Origin of the sequence: Neisseria sp. HMSC073G10, from assembly GCF_001812605.1 — a bacterium.
In the GTDB taxonomy this organism is placed as follows: domain Bacteria; phylum Pseudomonadota; class Gammaproteobacteria; order Burkholderiales; family Neisseriaceae; genus Neisseria; species Neisseria subflava_A.
On sequence record NZ_KV809516.1, the window covers coordinates 117,734 to 138,283 of the forward strand.

20 protein-coding genes and 1 pseudogene are annotated in these 20,550 nt (G+C 49.7%); 17 read left to right on the top strand and 4 right to left on the bottom strand.

Annotated features, from left to right (window positions below; translation table 11 throughout):
- Positions 1-71: 71 nt before the first annotated feature.
- The 9 genes and pseudogenes from HMPREF2865_RS05255 to HMPREF2865_RS05290 all read left to right on the top strand — a co-directional run bounded on the left by HMPREF2865_RS05255 (position 72) and on the right by HMPREF2865_RS05290 (position 7,723).
- Entirely contained in the window at positions 72-1,019 is a 948-nt protein-coding gene (locus HMPREF2865_RS05255) for a hypothetical protein (protein ID WP_063076039.1), read from the top strand.
- Positions 1,020-1,022: 3 nt separating this feature from the next.
- Complete coding sequence (locus HMPREF2865_RS05260) at positions 1,023-1,400, top strand: hypothetical protein (protein ID WP_063076038.1); 378 nt, start codon at positions 1,023-1,025, stop codon at positions 1,398-1,400.
- A gap of 11 nt (positions 1,401-1,411) precedes the next feature.
- The gene (locus HMPREF2865_RS05265) at positions 1,412-3,277 is read left to right on the top strand and encodes a hypothetical protein (protein WP_070646129.1); all 1,866 of its coding nucleotides are present in this window, start codon (positions 1,412-1,414) and stop codon (positions 3,275-3,277) included.
- 83 nt (positions 3,278-3,360) lie between these two features.
- Entirely contained in the window at positions 3,361-3,591 is a 231-nt protein-coding gene (locus HMPREF2865_RS05270) for a hypothetical protein (protein WP_070646132.1), read from the top strand.
- Between the two features lie 284 nt (positions 3,592-3,875).
- Positions 3,876-3,998, top strand: a complete 123-nt coding sequence (locus HMPREF2865_RS11620) for a zinc finger domain-containing protein (RefSeq protein WP_283120641.1) — start codon at positions 3,876-3,878, stop codon at positions 3,996-3,998.
- 78 nt (positions 3,999-4,076) lie between these two features.
- Positions 4,077-4,855 (top strand): annotated as a pseudogene (locus tag HMPREF2865_RS05275) (DNA adenine methylase).
- Positions 4,856-5,127: 272 nt separating this feature from the next.
- Complete coding sequence (locus HMPREF2865_RS05280; RefSeq protein ID WP_003746297.1) at positions 5,128-5,328, top strand: hypothetical protein; 201 nt, start codon at positions 5,128-5,130, stop codon at positions 5,326-5,328.
- Positions 5,329-5,417: 89 nt separating this feature from the next.
- The gene (gene aspA, locus HMPREF2865_RS05285; protein WP_070646134.1) at positions 5,418-6,815 is read left to right on the top strand and encodes an aspartate ammonia-lyase; all 1,398 of its coding nucleotides are present in this window, start codon (positions 5,418-5,420) and stop codon (positions 6,813-6,815) included.
- 245 nt (positions 6,816-7,060) lie between these two features.
- Positions 7,061-7,723 (top strand): NAD(P)H-dependent oxidoreductase, encoded by a 663-nt coding sequence (locus tag HMPREF2865_RS05290; protein ID WP_070646137.1) that lies wholly within the window; start codon positions 7,061-7,063, stop codon positions 7,721-7,723.
- A 180-nt stretch (positions 7,724-7,903) separates the two neighbouring features.
- Here HMPREF2865_RS05290 and HMPREF2865_RS05295 read toward each other — a convergent pair whose 3' ends face one another.
- Positions 7,904-10,105, bottom strand: a complete 2,202-nt coding sequence (locus HMPREF2865_RS05295) for a FepA family TonB-dependent siderophore receptor (RefSeq protein ID WP_070646140.1) — start codon at positions 10,103-10,105, stop codon at positions 7,904-7,906.
- Between the two features lie 230 nt (positions 10,106-10,335).
- Positions 10,336-10,554 carry an HP1242/YdcH family protein gene (locus tag HMPREF2865_RS05300; RefSeq protein WP_003685475.1) on the bottom strand — a complete coding sequence of 73 codons (219 nt, stop codon included), beginning with the start codon at positions 10,552-10,554 and terminating at the stop codon, positions 10,336-10,338.
- A 221-nt stretch (positions 10,555-10,775) separates the two neighbouring features.
- Between HMPREF2865_RS05300 and HMPREF2865_RS05305 the strand changes: the two genes are divergently transcribed.
- Positions 10,776-11,150 carry a hypothetical protein gene (locus HMPREF2865_RS05305; protein WP_070585602.1) on the top strand — a complete coding sequence of 125 codons (375 nt, stop codon included), beginning with the start codon at positions 10,776-10,778 and terminating at the stop codon, positions 11,148-11,150.
- A 133-nt stretch (positions 11,151-11,283) separates the two neighbouring features.
- Positions 11,284-12,534 carry a serine hydroxymethyltransferase gene (gene glyA, locus HMPREF2865_RS05310; protein ID WP_004520001.1) on the top strand — a complete coding sequence of 417 codons (1,251 nt, stop codon included), beginning with the start codon at positions 11,284-11,286 and terminating at the stop codon, positions 12,532-12,534.
- Between the two features lie 70 nt (positions 12,535-12,604).
- Here the strand turns inward: glyA and HMPREF2865_RS05315 are convergent, their stop codons facing one another.
- Both HMPREF2865_RS05315 and yddG read right to left on the bottom strand, forming a co-directional pair.
- A complete protein-coding gene (locus HMPREF2865_RS05315; protein ID WP_070646143.1) occupies positions 12,605-13,915 on the bottom strand; it encodes a sulfate adenylyltransferase subunit 1 in 1,311 nt (436 codons plus the stop codon).
- Positions 13,916-14,044: 129 nt separating this feature from the next.
- The gene (yddG, locus tag HMPREF2865_RS05320; protein WP_070646171.1) at positions 14,045-14,959 is read right to left on the bottom strand and encodes an aromatic amino acid DMT transporter YddG; all 915 of its coding nucleotides are present in this window, start codon (positions 14,957-14,959) and stop codon (positions 14,045-14,047) included.
- Positions 14,960-15,141: 182 nt separating this feature from the next.
- Here yddG and HMPREF2865_RS05325 point away from each other — a divergent pair, with 182 nt between their 5' ends.
- From HMPREF2865_RS05325 to HMPREF2865_RS05350, 6 genes are all read left to right on the top strand, one after another.
- On the top strand, positions 15,142-15,567 hold the full coding sequence (locus HMPREF2865_RS05325; RefSeq protein ID WP_070646146.1) for a MarR family winged helix-turn-helix transcriptional regulator: 426 nt from the start codon (positions 15,142-15,144) through the stop codon (positions 15,565-15,567).
- Positions 15,568-15,659: 92 nt separating this feature from the next.
- The gene (locus HMPREF2865_RS05330; protein WP_283120643.1) at positions 15,660-16,448 is read left to right on the top strand and encodes an ABC transporter six-transmembrane domain-containing protein; all 789 of its coding nucleotides are present in this window, start codon (positions 15,660-15,662) and stop codon (positions 16,446-16,448) included.
- A 27-nt stretch (positions 16,449-16,475) separates the two neighbouring features.
- Positions 16,476-16,799: a DMT family transporter gene (locus HMPREF2865_RS05335; RefSeq protein WP_070646149.1), complete on the top strand. Its 324-nt coding sequence runs from the start codon at positions 16,476-16,478 to the stop codon at positions 16,797-16,799.
- A gap of 190 nt (positions 16,800-16,989) precedes the next feature.
- Positions 16,990-18,780, top strand: a complete 1,791-nt coding sequence (locus HMPREF2865_RS05340; RefSeq protein WP_070646152.1) for an assimilatory sulfite reductase (NADPH) flavoprotein subunit — start codon at positions 16,990-16,992, stop codon at positions 18,778-18,780.
- A gap of 449 nt (positions 18,781-19,229) precedes the next feature.
- Positions 19,230-19,736, top strand: coding sequence for a hypothetical protein (locus HMPREF2865_RS05345; RefSeq protein ID WP_070585586.1), 507 nt, complete (start codon positions 19,230-19,232; stop codon positions 19,734-19,736).
- A gap of 90 nt (positions 19,737-19,826) precedes the next feature.
- On the top strand, positions 19,827-20,399 hold the full coding sequence (locus tag HMPREF2865_RS05350) for a membrane protein (protein ID WP_049332431.1): 573 nt from the start codon (positions 19,827-19,829) through the stop codon (positions 20,397-20,399).
- Positions 20,400-20,550 lie beyond the last annotated feature (151 nt).

Below are 20,550 nucleotides of genomic sequence, written 5' to 3' on the forward strand. Positions count from 1 at the left end.
CCGATTTTCGGGGCTTTTGTTTTAATAGGGTTTTAAATAAACCATTGAAGTAAAAAGAAAGGCCGTCTGAAATGTTTGATACGCAACGTGTGCCGGTAAAGGTTTACCGCTGGGATGACGAGGGTGCGCCGCAGGTTGAATCGGCGGCAGGCAGCATTAAAACGATTTTAAAAGCTTGCTTGATTACCGGTTATGGCGAGGGTAATAAACGCAAGGACGGGCTGGGCTGGGAAATGGCGTTTGAAAAGGCGCAAGAAGCCTGTTTCCGCAGTACGCACCCGAAGGCGACAAAGTGGTGGCTGGGGGTGGATGATGCGAAGTATTTAGCAGGCGGCGACAACTATAATCGTTATACCGATGTCTGTGGGATTTTAGAGCCTACATCGGCTACGGCAGGCAAGGCGGTTCAATCGCTTTGGCGTAGTGATAGTAGGGTTCGGTTTGCTCATCACTATTATTACGTAAATAACGTCCAATTGAAATGGGTTTTAATAGGCCATGCTCGCGCCTTCGCCCTTGTTTTGTTGAGTCCGGGCGGTTCTGAAGCCAGCCCTGTACTTTATTTTGGAGAGTTTCCAAGCCTGGCGCTGGCGGATGAGCATCAAAACCTATTGGGGTTGGGGGCGTTCGGAGCAGAAAGATATTTTAATTCTGGTGTAAGTTCTTCCTACAACGGATTTTATTGCACGGCCATGCGCGATTACAAAGGGGATGCGCCAAATGGATTTTATGCTGGTTCTAATGTGGTTCAATCCTCTGCCAGTTACCCAAGTCCTATCAGTGGCGGCTTTACGGCTTCCGATCTATACCTATTTGAAGAGCTTAATGGCAGTAAATATGCGCTTCGCGGCTTAGTTCCGGGTTTGATGCGTATCAACGAAGCGATGCCGAGCAACGCAGTTATTCCGCAAGGTGCTGTTTACGATAATTTAGACAATTCCGGCGATGAATGGATGTATGTCAAAGTTTTTAGTAACCATTCCGGCCTGCTGATCAACCTCACGGCCTGGGAGCTGTAAGTCATGCCGAATCATGTTTTCCGCAGCCGTCTTGCCGTTAAGCGCGGCAAGACGCGTGGCAAAATCGTCAACCGGATTGCGCGAAGCCGTGCCGTCAAATCGCCGCATTGGAAATACGGCGGCCACGGCTATATCGCCGGCGAAGGTACGGGCATTGTTACGGTGGGCGGTCAGCCGGCTTCGCGCCGTATTTACCTGTTTGCCCGGCCTAATATGTACTGCATCGCTGATACTTGGAGCAAAGAAGACGGCAGCTACCGCTTTGACCGGCTCAAGGAAGACGAGGAGTATTTGATGGTGGCGACGGATTATAAAAAGCAATACGAGCCTGTGTCTTATGATTTTATTAAGCCTTATGTCGAGCGTGACGGCGGCGGTTGAGGCCGTCTGAAATGTCCGAAGACAAAATTTATGCTGATTCGGCGCGTATCCCTTTGCCTTTCGGCTTGGCGATTGGCTCCCGTCCGCCGTCCAGGCTCTTGCCGTTGGCGTTCAGACGGCCTTTGCGCCATATTGAGGACGGCGGCGAGATTGTTCCCGATACGCCGCTTAAGCCTAATCCGTACCGCCCTCCGGATGGTTATGCGACTGTTTCGGGGGCGTGGGGCTTTGTGCAGCAGGCGGTGTCAAGGCAGGCGGTGTGCGCGGCCGGTCGTTATGATTTGGGCGACATGGCTGTCCAAGTGTCGGGGATAACGGCGGAGGCTGTCGGGGAGGCGGTTTGTTTTCAGACGGCCTTTTCGGATATGCCCGAATTGGAAAGTTGCCTGCATGAAACGGTCGGCTTGTCTGACGGGGTTGCCGGGTGTATGCAGGCGGTGCAGGCCGGAATGGATGGTCTGAACGGCTGTTTGCATGATGCTTTCCCCGATGATTTGTTCTTAAGTGGCTGTAATGCGGATCAATCGTCAGCGGGTCTTGGCGAGGCTTTGGCGGCATGTTCGGAGAGTGTGTTTTCCGATGACGCGCCGGTTGGCGATTGTTTGGTGTCGGAGGTGCGCGAGGCGGCGGTATTGGCACGATGTGCGCATCCGCAAAGCCTTCCTGCTTTGGCTGTGCCTTGCGAGTATTATGGGATTCCGGTTGAGCCGGAGCCGGTTCCTGAAACTTATGTTTGCGGTATCCGCCCGCCTTCAAACCGTCTGCACCTGCGCTTTTACCGCAAAAAGATTGCACACGATGCGCGCCATATTCCACTGCCGTTTGCCTGTTTTGATACGGTAAGCACTCCTGTTTTAGACGGATATATCATGCAAAATATTATTAAGGCTACGGTTGATGGCCAGCCGATTGGGCTGTTTTCTGCTTCCTTTACGACGGACACTGCCGGTTATTGCTGGCAAGGCAGTTTGACTGTTTCTCCCGATGATTTCGCCAAGATTAATCCTGATGCCCGCCCGAAAGGCCGGGAAGCCGAAATCGAGGTGCAAATCAATGCGGATACTTTTGTCATCATCGCGGAAGATTACAGCGACAACCGCCGCTTCGGGCAAAAGAGCTATACGGTAACCGGCCGCAGTGTTACCGCCCGTTTGGGCGCGGACTATGCGCCTAAAGGCCGTGGTACATACCGCAATCCGATTTATGCGCAACAAATCGCAACGGAGGTTTTACGCCCGACAGGTGTGGATTTGGATGGCTGGACGATGGTTGATTGGTTGATTCCGGGAGATGTGTATTCGTTGACCGATAAAACGCCGATTGCTGTTTTGCAAGAGCTGGCTCAAGCCGCCGGGGGATTTGTGGAGAGCGACCGCGCCCGACCTGTTGTCCGCTTTAAGCCCAAATGGAAAAAGGCTTCTTGGGAGGTTTCCGATGCGCCTGCCGATGTCAGTGTCCCTGTCAGCGTGATTTTCAGCATCAGCGGCCAGCGCAATGTATCGGAGCGTGCCAATGGGGTTTATGTTTGGCCGAGCCATAACAAGGGCAAAGGCGCGGATGTGTACCGCAACGGCAGCAACCGCGAGCCGCGTGCCTCCGCGCTGACTAATACGCTTTATACCGACCAGCCGGTCTTGCTTGCCGCCGGTATCGCCGCTTTAAGCGAAACCGGTGTTCATAAGCGCGAAACGGTGTCTTTACCGGTATCGGATAAATACGCCATTCCTATGGCGAATTTGGGCGAGATTTGGCAAATCAATGAGCCTTCGGGGAACTGGCAAGGCGTGGTGGTTGGTGTGTCGGTCGAAGTCAAAATCGAAAACGACGCGCCTGTCGTGACTCAAAATGTAACGATAGACCGCTATTTTGACGAATGATTAAAGCTGGTTTAAAGATGCTTTAAAGGCCGTCTGAAAGCCATGTTCAGACGGCCTTTTATCTTTTTGTTGAGGATAACAAAATGACTAATCTGTATCAAAACCTGACGGCACTGCTCAAGCGCGAACAGCGCGGCATCGCCAAAATAACGGGCAATTTGGGCGGCGGCTCATGGGCAGCGCAAACGCAAAGCGGCGGCAATCTTGTTTTAAGCGGACAAGCCGCTTTAAATCAGCGCGTGTTTTATGATGTCTTGAGCAACCGTATCCTTGGTCAGGCTCCCGATACTACTGTTTTAGAGCTGGGCGTATAAGGATAAGTGCAGTACAGCCAGGCGTTGCTTTCGTATAACGTCTTAAAATAATTATGCGCCGAACGTATCATCGCAAAAGCCAAAGAGTTGCGCTATTTGTGGGCAAATATAAATAAAAGGCCGTCTGAATAAGGCGGCCTTGTGGAGGATTTTAAATATAAGTGGGACGGCGACGTAACAGTGCGGGAACACTGTTACGCCAGCCAAGCAGAACATGCCTGCATTGACTTCTAAGGCCGCCTTAGTCTCTAGAGACCGAGGCATTCTATCTGATACAGGAGTGAATGCAAATGCAAATTTTCCGCGAAATGCGCTGCAAATACTGCGGCAAACTGCTTGCCAAAGGCAGCGGATACGTGCAAATCAAATGTGCACGCTGTAAAAACATCAATTCATTCAGTAACTAAATAAATCATCAGAGTGCCGTTGAGCATCATATTAAATCTGATTTAGAGCATCGCGAATGCCATAATTTAGGAGTATATATGATGCAAAAAATGCAACAAACTCTACCGATTATCCCTTGGATGGGCGGCAAACGACGATTGGCAAAACACCTGTTGCCCATGTTTCCCGAGCATTCTTGTTATGTTGAGTTGTTTTCCGGTGGCGCGGCATTATTCTTTATGCGCCCGATTCCTGCAAAAGTTGAGGTGCTCAACGATATCAACGGACAGCTCATCAATCTCTATCGAGTGGTACAACACCATTTCGATGAGTTCGTCCGCCAGTTCGAGTGGACGCTTACCAGCCGCGAAACATTCGCCTGCCTGCAAAACACGCCGCCCGAATGCATGACAGATATTCAACGCGCCGCTCGCTTCTTCTACCTTCAGCACAATGCCTTCGGCGGCAAAACCGTCCAGCAGCATTTCGGGACAGCTACCACGTCAAAAGCGTGGGATGCATCACAGATTGAGGTTAAATTAAAGGCTGCTAAAGACCGTTTAAAAGGTGTTTATGTAGAGAATGAATCATGGGATCGTTGCTTCAAGGATATGACCGTGAGCACACCTTCTTCTATACAGACCCACCATATTGGCAGACCGCAGGCTATGACCAATCATTTGGCTGGGAGCAGTATGAATTACTGGCCAAGGTGATGGCAGAGAGTAAGGGTAAGGTCATGCTATCCATTAATGACCACCCTGATATCAGGGAATTGTTTAAAGATTTCCGTATCACTCAACTTGAATTGGCTTATACGGTCGGAAGAAATAAAACTGGTAAAACCAGTGGAGAATTGGTCGTATGTAATTGGTAAAATAAAAAGCGACGGTAGCGTCGCTTTTCTTATTTCTCATCATCCGATATAGTGCAAAAGCTGTCGAAACTTTCGCGAAGCCTAGAGTGCAAAAGTTACTGCAACAAAGTGCAAAAGTCGGCGGCGGCTTACACCTTTTCTTTTCTAAACACTTACAGGTAAATCAATGAAAGGATGTGGGAGAAGAATTTAAACCCAACCGCGTTTGTGCTACATTCACATCTTTACAAACCACAACAATCTGCACACGCAGACACACAAGGAAGAAAAAAATGTTTTGGTATATCGTTGGTTTTTTCGCCTTCATCGTTTCCCTGCTTTCCCTTTGGGTCAATGCCAGCGCATTCGGCATGGAAGAGGATGGCACGCCGCAATCCGAATATGAAAAAATGTTGGGCTTGGGTGCGAAATTGAAAGATAAAGAGACAGCTGCAAAAGAGCGTGAAGCGGCGCGCTTTCATCCTGACGATTAAGCCTTATTAACTGGACAATCTTGCCGAACTGGGCTAATGTTCCAAACGCATAATGCACACCAACACAACTATACGAGAAGGTAAGAGAAATGACTGTACGAATCGAACACGATTTATTGGGCGACCGCGAGATCCCTGCTGAAGTATATTGGGGCATCCATACTTTGCGCGCCATTGAAAACTTTAAAATTTCCACGCAAAAAATTTCCGACGTACCGCAATTTGTCCGCAGCATGGTCATGGTTAAAAAAGCCACCGCGCAAGCCAACGGCGCATTAGGTGCCATCAAGCCGGAGATCGCGGCCGCCATCGAAAAAGCCTGCGATGAAGTATTGGTCAAAGGCCGCTGCCTCGACCAATTCCCGTCCGACGTTTATCAAGGCGGCGCCGGTACTTCGGTCAATATGAATACCAACGAAGTCATTGCCAACCTCGCATTGGAAGTCTTGGGACACGAAAAAGGCCACTACGACATCGTCAATCCGATGGACCATGTTAACGCCAGCCAATCCACCAACGACGCCTACCCTACCGGCTTCCGCCTTGCCGTGTATTACAGCATCGGCGAATTGCTCGACAAACTGGCCATCTTGAAAAACGCCTTTGCCGCCAAAGCCGAAGAGTTTAAAGATGTTTTGAAAATGGGCCGCACCCAGCTTCAAGATGCTGTGCCGATGACTGCCGGCCAAGAATTCCAGTCTTTCCAAGTGTTGTTGGAAGAAGAAATCCTCAACCTAGACCGTACCCGCTCCCTGCTGCTTGAAGTCAACCTCGGCGCCACCGCCATCGGTACCGGCGTGAATACGCCTAAAGGCTATGCGGCTTTGGTTGTTGAGAAACTCTCCGAAGTCAGCGGCCTGCCTTGCAAACTGACTGAAAACCTGATCGAAGCGACCTCCGACTGCGGCGCATATGTGATGGTACACGGCGCATTGAAACGCACAGCCGTCAAACTGTCCAAAATCTGTAACGACTTGCGCCTGCTCTCTTCTGGTCCGCGCGCCGGTTTGAAAGAAATCAATCTGCCTGAATTGCAAGCCGGTTCTTCCATCATGCCTGCCAAAGTCAATCCCGTGATTCCCGAAGTCGTCAACCAAGTCTGCTTCAAAGTCATCGGCAACGACACGACCATCACTTTTGCAGCCGAAGCAGGTCAGTTGCAGCTGAACGTTATGGAGCCGGTCATCGCCCAATGTATGTTTGAAACCATTTCCCTCTTAGGCAACGCCGCGGTCAACCTGTCCGACAAATGCGTCAAAGGCATTACGGTCAACCGCGAAATCTGCGAACACTACGTCTTCAACTCCATCGGTTTGGTCACTTATCTGAACCCATACATCGGCCACCGCAATGGCGACTTGGTCGGCAAAATCTGCGCCCAAACCGGCAAAGGCGTGCGCGAAGTCGTACTGGAGCACGGTCTGTTGAGCGAAGAAGAGCTCAACCGTATCCTCTCCCCGGAAAACCTGATTAATCCTCATCTGTAATTAAGATTTGAAATCAAAGGCCGTCTGAAACTTTAAACGTTTAAAGTTTCAGACGGCCTTTTCGTATTTATATTGATTTTTATCGAATTTTTTTGCGAAATTCAGAATTAAAAGATAGCCTAGCCGTTAGGTTTGATTTAACATGGTGTTGCCCCAGCCTGTTTCTTCCTTAAGGTTATGCCGGTAATGATGCCTCAAAAGGAACCGGATATTGGAATAACATCTTCATTTATTAGGAAAACCAGATGAATCAAATTACACGCGAACAAATGCTGCAAGTATTCGAAAATCGCTGCTCCACCCGTTATTACGATCCCAACAAAAAAATCAGCCAAGAAGATTTTGCAGCGATTTTAGAATTTGCCCGCCTCTCGCCCAGCTCTGTCGGCTCCGAACCATGGAAATTCTTGGTGATTCAAAACAAAGCCCTGCGTGAGAAAATCAAGCCTTTCAGCTGGGGGATGCAATCCCAACTGGACGACTGCAGCCATCTGGTGATTATCCTTGCCAAGAAAAATGCCCGTTACGACACCCCGTTCTTCCGCAGCGTTGCCGAACGCAGGGGCCTGCAAGGAGAGCAACTGGAAAAAGCGTTGGCAAGATACAAAAGTTTCCAAGAAACCGACATTAAAATTGCCGACGACCAACGCGCACTCTTCGACTGGAGCGGCAAACAGACCTATATTGCTTTAGCCAATATGCTCACAGGCGCAGCGGCCATCGGCATCGATTCCTGCCCAATCGAAGGCTTCAACTACGATAAAATGAACGAAGTATTGGCGGCAGAAGGCCTGTTTGATGCCAATGAATGGGGCGTATCCGTAGCGGCAACATTCGGCTATCGTGCCAAAGAAATCACCAAAAAATCACGCAAACCGATTGAAGAAATGGTGACTTGGGTCGAATAAATCTTTTAGATTCATAGGGTGGCAAATGCCGCCTTTTTACTTTTCTAAAAAAGTGAAGCAAATTCCGTAACAACAAATAATTCTAAATTTAAAATCAAAAAGGCCGTCTGAAACCATGTGTCAGAAATCCTAGATTTCATTTCACACCGTTTCAGACGGCCTGATTTAATACGCTTCTACTTAAAACGATACTTTCAAACTGCCGTAGAAGGCACGGCCATGCTCGTTGTAAGTTTGTGCGCCGGCAGTTGTGCGGTACAGTTTTTTGTCAAACAGATTGCTGATACCGCCACGGACGGCCACGCGTTTGTTCCAGTTATAGCCTGCATTGATGCCCCAAATGCCGTAAGAGCCGACTTGGGTTTGGCTGTGTTCGGAAGACAACGCCGCTACGCCTGCACGCGGATTGCCGTTTTGCTCCAAACGGTTGACTGCCACGCTGCGCGGCTTGGTGCGGCCGTAGTGGGTAAAGGTCAGATTGGCATCGAAGCGTTCGTTCGGCGTCCAAGACAGTGTGCTGTTGATGGTGTGTTTCGGCACTAAAGACAATGGATTGCCTTGATAATCTTCGGATTTGTGCATGTAAGTGAAATTGTTGCTCCACTTGAGTGTGTCATGCAACGGAATCACCAAGTTGCCTTCGATACCCGAAATCGTCGCTTTCGGCGTATTTTCCCATTGCAGGAGCCAGTTGCCGATATTGCTGGTGGCAATAAGCTGGTCGCCGATCACGATTTTATTGCGGTACGCATTATGGAAATAAGTCGCGGAAGCCTGCCAGCCGTTTTTGTTGAACTCAAGGCCAATCTCTTTATTGATGCTGGTTTCAGGTTTCAAATTGCCATTGCCCATGTAGTAGCAGCGGACACTGTTCGGCGCATTGAGCGGACAGCCCTGACCGCGTGTGTACAGGATAAAGTCAGGATTGGTTTGATACAAATTTGGCGCTTTGTACGCACGGGCAACACCGCCTTTGACCAACCAGTTTTCGCCGATTTGATGTGAGAAGTTCAAAGCCGGACTCCAGTTGCTGCCGCTGTCGCTGTTGTGGTCGAAACGGATAGCCGGAATCAGATGGGTTTTGTCGGTCAATGAAATATTGTCTTCAACGTATGCCGCCCAGTTGCGTTGAGATGCCTTACCACCGCGCGTTGCGGAGATGCCGTTAAACGCATCGGTTTTGCCTTGGTCTTTAAATCCCTGAGTATTGGAGGCAGGATCGTCCAATTTGCTGTCAGTAAATTCTGCACCAACCGTCAACACGTTATCGACACCAAGTTTGAACGGAATATTCGCTTCGCTGCTGAAGCGCAGGTTTTTCAGACGGCTTTGAACAAAATCCAAGCCTGTATAGCTGCCTTCCGGACCACCGGCCAAACCTTCAGGCAAGTGGCTGTTGATTGTGCGCTCATAACTGATCACGTTTTTAGTATCGCCCCATTCCCATGCGCCGTCATGGGTTAAAGAATAAGCGGAACGGTATAAGCGGGCAGTTTCGGCTTTGCTGTCGGCCAAAGAATTAACCAAAGCAGAACGCGGATTGCTGTTTTGCGTATCGCCGTTGTAGATATTGCCCTGACGGCTGTAACTGCTGTCCAAAATCAGCGTTTGCGCTGGGCTGATTTTCCATTGCAGACGGCCTGCAATGTCTTTATTGCGTACGCCTTCGACACCGGCCGCGCTGTCATTGCCGTGTCCGGCATTAATATCGGCAGCATCTGTATCCGTTTTATTCAAATTGCCGTAAACGCGGAAGCCCAAAGTATCTTGGATAATCGGGCCGCTCAAATTAAAGCCGATACGGCGGGTTGCGCCCTCATTGCTGTCTTGCGGCTGATTGGCATACAGATTGACTTGGCCTTTAAATTCTTTAGACACTTTTTTGGTAACAATATTGACCACGCCACCCATCGCGCCAGAGCCATAACGGGTCGCCGCCGGACCGCGCAAAACAGTAATCGATTCGATTTCTTCAACCGGCACCCAGTTACTGTCGCCACGCGTATTGCGTTCACCACGCATACTAATACGCTCGGATTGGCGCGAATTAACCGGCTTGCCGTCAATCAAAATCAATGTATTTTCAGGGCCCATACCGCGCAAGTCGATTTGGCGTTTGTTGCCACGCTGACCCGTCGCCGTATTGCCGGTCAGGTTAACGCCTGGCATAGTGCGGACAAATTCGGAAATATCATTGGCTGCAGGGCGTTTGTCGATGTCGTCTTTAGAAATACGCGATACACCGAGCGACTGTTGCAACTGCTTCTCGGCAGTAACGTAAACGGTATCGACTTCAGCCTGCTCAACTGCTTTCTCTTCAGCTGCGTGTGAGAATGCACTAATTAACGCCAAAGGCAAAATAGCGAGTGTGAATGTTTTCATTGCATTGTTTCTCTTGGTTTTGTTTGTTTAAAATCAAAATAAAAATTATTCGAGATTTTAAATAACCTTAACAGAGTTTTCAACGCAATTAAGAGTGATTTACAATTAAAAGTTAAATTGTGCTAATAAAAATAACAAATACCAAACAACTAAAAAGGCCGTCTGAACCGGCATGAAACGAAATCCAAGATTTCTATCATACCGTTCAGACGGCCTTATTCAATTTTTAATTATTTGCCTGCTGCTTTTTGCAGAAGAGCATACAATTCGTCTTTGAGTTTGAGTTTGGCTTTTTTCAGCTCTTCAATCTCTTCGGCACCGCTGGTAACAGGGTTGTTAACCAAACCGGTGATTTTATCGTCCAGCTCATTGTGCTCGTCAAACAAACGGGCAAAGTGTGCATCTTCTTGTTTCAGTTTAGAAATCAAATCGCGATATTCTGGAAACATTTTGTTTTCCTCTCTTGTTAATTAAATAAAAAAGTACTGCGGTCAAAAACTAGGACGAATCAATCTTTAGCTTCATTATAACAAACACGGGCGTTTTATCCAGTCTTTTTTAAGTCGAAACTGTTTTACATCAAAATTAATAATATCAACATAAGTTAGCGCCAAAATAGAAAGAAACGGCTTTATAGACGGCTTACCGACTTGGGCATACAATCGGGCTTATGCGTTTACACAATGGCCGAACCACCCTATTCCGTCATATCAACGGCATGGACGGACAATTTATCCTGCTTGAAAACCATCCTTCATGGATGCCGGTCAATGATGCCGATTTCAACCATGCTGCCCCCTTGCCCGACGGTTTGGCCGTGCACGAAGAATCATTTTATCCATTTGAAAAAATAGATACCGCCGAATCGGCAGACAATATCAAAATCTTCAGCGAAGAAGCTCTACGGCTGGAGAAAGAACGATTAAATGCAGTAGCCTTAGTAGAACTGGCAAAAAATCTTAAGGCTGCCCAAGCAGAAGCCGACTTAGCCGCGCTTCTGGAAAAAATGGATTTTCATTTAAAACAAGATGATATTTTCAAATAAACCCTTTAATCTCAGGCCGTCTGAAACCAAACACCCGACACAATTGTTGACAATGCAAGAAAAATAGTTCATCTTGAACCAATTCGCAGCACTCCATCCTATATTTTCAGCCCATCACAAAGGAATCGAGAACATGTTTTCAAAAAGCGTTACCCTCGCACAATATGACCCCGATTTGGCAGCAGCCATCGCCCAAGAAGACAAGCGCCAGCAAGACCACGTCGAGCTGATCGCCTCTGAAAACTACGTCAGCTGTGCCGTTATGGAAGCCCAAGGTTCGCAATTGACCAACAAATACGCCGAAGGCTATCCTGGCAAACGCTACTACGGTGGCTGCGAATACGTTGATATTGTCGAACAATTGGCGATTGACCGCGCTAAAGAGTTGTTTGGCGCAGAATATGTCAATGTCCAACCGCACTCCGGCTCGCAAGCCAACCAAGCCGTATATGCTTCAGTTTTGAAACCGGGCGACACCATTTTGGGCATGTCTCTGGCACACGGCGGCCACTTGACCCATGGCGCAAGCGTTAACATCTCCGGCAAACTCTACAACGCCATTACTTATGGTTTGGATGAAAACGAAGTTCTCGATTATGCCGAAGTAGAACGCTTGGCGCTTGAACACAAACCTAAAATGATTGTGGCCGGCGCATCTGCCTATGCGCTACAAATCGATTGGGCAAAATTCCGCGAAATCGCCGATAAAGTCGGCGCATACCTCTTTGTCGACATGGCGCACTATGCCGGCCTGATTGCCGGCGGCGAATATCCTAACCCCGTACCATTCTGCGACTTCGTAACCACCACCACCCACAAAACCCTGCGCGGCCCTCGCGGCGGTGTGATTTTGTGCCGTGACAATACCCACGAAAAAGCGCTGAACTCTTCTATCTTCCCAAGCCTGCAAGGTGGTCCGTTGATGCACGTTATCGCTGCCAAAGCCGTGGCGTTTAAAGAAGCGTTGCAACCTGAGTTCAAACAATACGCAAAACAAGTGAAAATCAATGCTGCCGCTATGGCGGAAGAGTTGGTTAAACGCGGTTTGCGCATCGTTTCCGGCCGTACTGAAAGCCACGTTTTCCTCGTTGACCTGCAACCGATGAAAATCACCGGCAAAGCCGCCGAAGCCGCTTTGGGCAAAGCTCATATCACCGTCAACAAAAACGCCATCCCGAACGATCCGGAAAAACCATTCGTTACCTCCGGCATCCGCATCGGCTCCGCCGCCATGACCACACGCGGCTTTAACGAAGCCGACGCGCGCGTATTGGCAAACTTGGTTGCCGACGTATTGGCCAACCCTGAAGACGAAGCCAACCTCGCCAAAGTCCGCGAACAAGTGACTGCTTTGTGCAATAAATATCCGGTTTACGGCGCATAAGCATTTCGCCTTGGATAAAATAACAGGCCGTCTGAAACTTCAGACGGCCTTTTTTTATTGCAACTTTCTTTTAAATTTCAAAACTGTTTGTTTCACTGACTTTGCGTATCATGCCTGCTGCGACAGTATGGTTGGTGGCTTCGTCAATCAAAATAAACGCGCCTTGTGCATGGTTGTCTTCGTATGCGGCAGCAGAAAGCGGCTGCTGGGTTTTGAGGCTGACGCTGCCGATGTCGTTGAGCTTGAGCGTTTCGGCGGATTCGACCCGGCTGAGGGTATTGACGTCCCAAACGTAGGCAATTTCGCTGATTTTTACGGGCGTGGTTTGGGTCGTGTTTTTCAGCAAGTATTTGCGGCGCAGATTGAGCGGAATATCGTCAAACCAGCAAAGCGCGGCTTGGAATTGTTGCTCGGGAACAATGGCGCTGTCGGCTGAAACAATGCTGTTGCCGCGTGAAATATCGATGTCCGTATCCAAAACAACGGTCAACACTTCCCCTGCTTCGGCAGATTCGGTTTTACCGTTGGCATTGTAGATTTCGGCAACTTTGGCAACATGGCCGCTGGGTAAAACTTTGACTTCATCGCCCACTTTCAGACGGCCCGCTTCCAATCTGCCTTGATAGCCGCGGAAGTCATCGCTGCTGCTGCCGTCTTGGCGTGCCACGCGTTGTACGGGAAAGTGCGCGGCTTGGTCTGCGGCATTTTGACGGTTGACAGGCAGGCTTTCAAGCAAAGGCAAAAGCGGCAAACCTTGATACCACGGAGTTTGGCTGCTGGCATTGACGATATTGTCGCCTTTTAAGGCACTGATGGGTAGGAAGTGGATTTGGGCTTTGAGACCAATTTGTTCCGCCAGTTTGCGATAAGCCTCGGTAATGGCTTGATATTTGGCTTCGTCAAAATAGAGCAGGTCGAGTTTGTTGACGGCGACGATGATGTTGGGGCAGCCCAAGAGCTTCAGAATCGCGCTGTGACGTTTGGTTTGGGGTAGGAGGACAGGTTCGTTGCCTGAAAAATCGACGCGTGTGGCATCGACCAAAATAATGGCGGCATCGGCAGTTGATGCGCCGGTAACCATATTACGCGTGTATTGCTCATGTCCCGGCGTATCGGCAATGATGAATTTGCGTTTGGGCGTAGCAAAATAACGGTAAGCCACGTCAATGGTAATGCCTTGTTCGCGCTCGGCGGCAAGGCCGTCTGTCAGGCTGGCAAAATCAGGCGTTTCGCCGTTTTCAGCGGCACGGTTGAGCTTGTCAATCTGGTCGGTCAGTAAGGTTTTGCTGTCGTAGAGCAGGCGGCCGATGAGGGTGGATTTGCCGTCATCGACACTGCCGGCGGTAATGAAGCGTAAAAGCGGAGCGGAAGCTGCAGTCATGATTCTTTCCCATTTCTCGTGATTTCTCAAACTGACTGCTACTTTAAACAGGCCGTCTGAAAATGGGAAAGAATGTTTGGTTGTTAAAAAAGCTGTTTTCGTTATATCGCGAAGCTATGGAATATTGCCTCACGCCATCTGTTTTCTCCGGGTCGCCAACCAACACACAATCGACCCTAAGCACACCATTCCCGCCCCCTGCCAAAACGTCATGGACAAAGGCGCGCTAATCAAAAATGATGACACTACCGCTGACAATACCGGAATGAAATAAGATGCGCCTGCCAATACGGTTAGATTACCGCGTGAAATACCGATATTCCACACTGCATAGCCCAAACCCATGCAAGCTGCAGCGGCAACGGCATAGCCGAACGATACGGAATCAAAACTCAACGTATCCGCGCCGCTGAGAAAATACTCTATCCACAATAGTATCGACACCAGTGCAAAGAAGAAGCCGACGCTGCTGCCTTCCGCTTTCACGCGCGCCGTCAGCGTACAATATGCCGCCCAAAACACCGCATCCGCAAATGCCATGATGTAGCCGCCGGGATTGGTGCGGACATTGTGGTAGATGCCGGAAATCGACAAGCCGACATCGCCGCCCAATACAGTGGCAATCCCTAAAAACGACAGCACAAAGCCGATGACTATCCACCATTTTGACGGCTGTTTGTTGAAATATACCGCTCCGACGATGGTAAACGTCGGCCACAAATAATTGACCATGCCGATTTCCACCGCCTGTCTCGCGTTTTGCGCAAAACCGACCGAGAGCGACAAACACAGTTCGCAGCCGACAAAAAACACACTCGCCCAAAACAGATAGCTGCGGTTGTAATTGCGCAAATGCGGCCGGCCGAAAATCAACCAAATCAATACGGTAGACAGGGTGTACATCATTGCCGCGCCGCCCACTGCCCCCATATGCAGGCTCAAAGAGCGTATCAGAGAAATGACAAAGCTCCACAAAGCAACGGCAAGCAGCCCGATGGCAGTGGCTTGTTTAGAGGAGATGTTTTGAGATAAGAAATGAATCATGGCGTATGTGTTGAAGATGGTTTTATTAGGTTTATCGTAGTTTAAATATATCGTTTCTACATTAATTATTTTAACGGTTTCAAGGCCGTCTGAAAATGATTGTTTCAAACGGCCCTCTATTTGCAATTAGTCCTAAACATGACTATAATCCGCATTCAATTAGTCAATATTGAGACCAATTTATGAATCAGCTCGACCAACTCGGTATGCGCATCAGCCACATAGACAGCGCATTTGACCAATGGATTAAACAGCAAAACACCAACTACAATACCTTCGCCGTTCTCTACACCTTAGCCACCGAAGGCAGCCGCACTCAAAAATACATAGGCGAAGAATGGAGCCTGCCCAAGCAAACCGTTTCCGGCACATGCAAAACGCTGGCGGAACAAGGCTTGCTGACATTTCAAGAAAGCGAACAAGACAAACGCGAACGCTTATTGTCGCTGACCGAGCAAGGCAAGGAATCTGCCGCACCATTGGTGCAAAACATGCAGGAATTCAGCAAACGAATTTTTAGCGCCTTCGGTGAAAAACGTGCAGCCCGACTGTTTGCCGATTTGGACGCGTTGGCCGAATTAATGGCGCAAACCCTCAATACTAAATAAGGAGGGCAACCATGTGGAAAATGTTGAAACACATCGGTCAAACACACCGCCGCAAACTCATCACAACCTTCTCTCTCGTCGGCTAGGATAATCTGCTCTTGCTGGTATATCCTGTGTTTGGCGGCTGGGCGATTAATGCCGTTATGGAAGGCAACGTCTGGCAGGCAATGTTGTATGGCGTGGTGGTTTTATTAATGTGGCTGGTCGGAGCCGCCCGCCGAGCAGCAGATACGCGTACGTTTACCCAAATCTATACCGAAATCGCCGTCCCCGTTGTATTGAAACAGCGCAAACGAGAAGTACCGCATTCCGCCATTACCGCACGCGTTACCCTATCGCGTGAGTTTGTCAGTTTTTTTGAAGAACACCTGCCCATCGCTGCTACTTCGCTGGTCTCCATCTTCGGTGCATGTATGATGTTGCTGATATTGGAATTTTGGGTGGGCGTATTGGCTGTCGCGATACTTGCCCTGTTTTTATGGTTGCTGCCGCGTTTTGCCGCCATCAGCGAAAACCTATATTTCCGTTTAAACAACCGGCTTGAACGCGACAACCACCTTATCCGCGATGGAAACGAGCATCAGCTCTACCGCCACTACGGCTGGGTTGCCAAACTACGCGTGCTGATTTCCAACCGCGAAGCCTTAGGCTATCTCAGTATCGGCATGGCAATGAGCGTATTGTTCGGCTTCACCTTTATACACATGACGCTTAAAGGTTATGGCAGCGCCGGCCATATCTATTCCGTCAGCACTTATTTATGGATGTTTGCAATGAGCTTGGACGATGTACCGCGCTTGGTCGAACAATACTCCAATCTAAAAGATATCGGACAACGCGTTGAACTCTCGGAAGAAAACAATCTTTCCAAGGCCGTCTGAAACCTTAACACACTATCAGGACATATTATGAGTTGGTTCTATTTAATCTTAGCCGGTATGCTGGAAATCGGCTGGCCATTAGGCTTGAAGCTGACACAACAGGAAGGCTACCGCTGGCATGGCTTTGCCGCCGCGCTTGCCTGCATCATCGGCAGCGGATACTTCCTTTACCTTGCCCAAAAAAGTATTCCAATGGGTACAGCCTACGCCGTCTGGACAGGCATAGGCGCGGCAGGAGCGTTTTTGGTAGGTGTTGTATTTTTCAACGATGCCGCCAACATCGGCCGCTGGCTCGGCGCATTTCTCATCATCTCCGGCGTCGTAGTGATGAAACTCTCCAGCGGAAACTGAAAATCTCGTTTCTATCCAATCCAAGGCCGTCTGAATGAGCATGTTCAGACGGCCTAATACCTTCCCGAATATAACGAAATCATCTTAAATTAAAACCAAGCATTCTTTCCTTTTTTCAGACGGCCTGTTTAAAGTGGCGACTGTCCATTATTCAAACAATCGGTTATAGCCGTCCAACAAAGGAATCCAAATGAGCCAAGCCAATCCGCTTCCCCCCGAACTCTCCGCCCAACTCTCAACCCTATCCCCCACCCAACTTGCCTGGCTCTCCGGCTATTGCTGGGCGCAAAGCCAAAGCGTATCCGGAGCAGCAGCCGAACCATCTACCCTGCAAACAGCCGCCTCGACAGTCAGCCGCCGCGTATTAGTCCTCTCCGCCTCACAAACCGGCAATGCCCGCAGCGTTGCCGAATCATTACACGCCAAACTTCAAGCCGCCGGCGTAGAAGCCCGCCTCAGCAGCGCAGGCAATTTCAAAAGCAAAACCCTGCCCGACGAAGACATCGTCCTTTTGGTTACCTCCACCCAAGGCGAAGGCGAACCGCCCGAAGAAGCCCTGCCCCTGTACAAATTCATCTACGGCAAAAAGAAACCTGATCTCAGCAAACTGACCTTCGCCGTCTTAGGCCTTGGCGATTCCTCCTATCCCAACTTCTGCCAAGCAGGCAAAGACTTTGATGCCAAATTTGCCGAACTGGGCGCAGGCCGTCTGAACGACTTGGGCATTTGCGACTTAGAATTCCAAACCGATGCCGACGCATGGATTGCCGCCGTCGTACCCAAAGTAGCCGAGTTAACTGCCCAAGCAGCAAGCCCAAGTACAACCGCTGCACCAAACGGCTCGGCAACACCAAGCAACGATGCCGTCTACACCAAAGAAAAACCCTACACAGCCACCCTCTCTGTGCGCCAAAAAATCACCTCGCGCGATGCAGAAAAAGACGTCGAACACATCGAAATCGACCTCAGCGGCTCAGGTTTGCATTATCAGGCAGGCGACGTGCTCGGCGTATGGCCGCTGAATGCCGCCGACCTCGTTCAAGAAATCCTCGACCTCAACCAACTGAACGGCAACGAAACCATCCAACTTTCAGACGGCCGCGAAACCGACATCCGCACAGCCCTGACCGAATCCTCAGACATTACCCAAAACACACCCGCCTTCGTCCAACAATACGCCGAATTAACAAACAACGAAGAACTCAAAACCATAGTCGCAGATAAAGCCCAACTGGATGCCTACCTCGCCGCCACACCGCCCGTCGGCGTATTTGCCGCCCATCCACACCCACTGGACGCACAAACCCTATACAGCCTATTCCGCCCACAAACCCCGCGCCTTTACTCCATCGCCTCCGCCCAAGACGAAGTCGGCGAAGAAGTCCACCTTACCGTAGGCGTCGTCCGTTTCAACCACCACGACCACACCTACACCGGCGCAGCATCTGGCTACTTGGGCGAACGCCTCGAAGAAGGCAGCGAAATCCGTGTCTTTGTCGAACCCAACCCCAACTTCCGCTTGCCCCAAAACGGCGACACTCCCATCATCATGATTGGCGCAGGCACAGGCGTCGCCCCCTTCCGCTCCTTTATGCAACAACGCGCCGCCAATGGCGACAGCGGTAAAAACTGGCTCTTCTTCGGCAACCAACGCCTGGCCGACGACTTCCTCTACCAACTCGAATGGAGCGAATGGCGCAAAGACGGCCTCCTCACCCGCGCCGACCTCGCATGGAGCCGTCAAGGCGAACACAAAGTCTACGTCCAACACAAAATCGCCGAACGCGCCACCGAAGTTTGGAACTGGCTGCAACAAGGCGCACATATCTACGTCTGCGGCGACGCCGCACGCATGGCGCGCGATGTCGAAAACGCCCTGATCGAAGTCATCGAAACCCAAGGCAAACTCAGCCGCGACGAAGCCGAAGACTACCTCAACGACCTGCGCGAAGACAAACGCTACCAACGCGACGTTTATTGATTGGATAAACAAAAATAAAGGCCGTCTGAAATTCAGTTTTCAGACGGCCTTTTTAAAGAGCCTGCTCGGATTGTTATCAATTCACCCGGTTTTGCATTATAATTGTGCAAATTTGACTCACTCGAAAGAAAATAAATTGGAAGGATTACAACAACTTGTAGATTTATTGGTGGGTTTTGTCGATTGGATATTGAAATTACTGGCATTCTTGTTTTAAACTACGTCTCATTCTTTTATACATTAAAGACGTATTTTCATCATGCAAACCGCGCAACGCTCTGCTACTTTCTTCTATTGGTACCACACAAACGTGCGGTACTTTTTTGCGCTTGTCTGAAACAGAACAAATTGAAAATACGCAAATTAGAGCCGCCTCATTTGAGCGGCTTTTTTTATACCCACCATGGCCGCTTAAATCCACCCATTTTTAAGAAATAAGGAATACAGCCATGACTGCCTCAACTAAAATCCACAGCCAAACCCAAATGTTACATACCTGCCGCATGGTCGTTGACAGCAACAGCCACCACAGCATGCTCAACATGCACACTTTGCCTGATTCGCCTGACAGCCTCATCAGCGAAGCCCTGATTCCGCAAGTGCGCACCATCGCGACTTTGATTGCCGCAGAGCGCCACGACTTCAATCAAAGCAGCCCCAGCCTTTTTACTGATGAAGCGGATTTCTTCGCAGCGCGTATTTTGGTTTTGGGCGTACGCCGTTTCCATTTGGATATTACCCTGCTGCCCATGCTCAAGACCGCCAACAAACGCGCCGAAGCTTTCGCCAAACGCCATCACGTGCCCTTCTCTCCCGCTGAAATGCAAATGTCCCTGCACACACGCCGCCCTGCCAACCTGCTGATTATCGAAACCGAACACGAAATGCCTGCACTGGGCAATCTGGCTGCCAACAGCCGTGCATTTGCAGCGCAACTTTCCAATATTATTTTGTAAAACCACTTGAAAAACAGGGAAATGGTTTAATATTAGGCAAACACACTCCGCCGAAATCTCGGCAAAGACAAACCTCTCTCAGGAAAAACAATGAAAAAACTGATTGCCTTAGCCGCCCTTTCCACTTTTGCCCTCGCTGCCTGCAAAGACAATACCCAAGCGCAGCTTGAGCAGCAGCAAAAACAAATCGAAGCATTGCAACAACAGTTGGCACAACAAAACGGCCAACAAGAAGACAATACGGTTTACCAGCTCACGCCTGAAGCCGTGAAAGACACCATTCCTGCCGAGGCACAAGCCAACGGCAACAACGGCCAACCGGTAACCGGTACAGACGGCCAACAATACATCTACGACCAATCCACCGGCAGCTGGCTGCTGCAAAGCTTGGTGGGTGCGGCAGCCGGTGCATTTATCGGCAACGCATTGGCCAACAAATTCACACAGGCACGCAATCAAAACAGCCCGATTGCCCGTCAAGCCCGTGCCAACTATTATCAAACCGCACGTCCAAACGGACGCACCAGCCAACAGCTGAATACGCGCACCCTGCGTGCCCAACAACAAAACGCTCAACAGCAACAGCGTTACCGCGAAACCGCACGTCAGCCTTCCAACTACCGCCGCCCAAGCATGGGGCGGGGCTTTGGCCGTCGTCGCTGATTCAGTTTATACCCCATCTTTGATATAAACTCGCACAATATAAAAGGCCGTCTGAAAATCAGATTTTCAGACGGCCTTTAGCCCTTCTCTATTTTCTTATTGCAGACTTGTGGGTCTGAGACCTTTGCAAAATCCCCCAAAATCCCCTAAA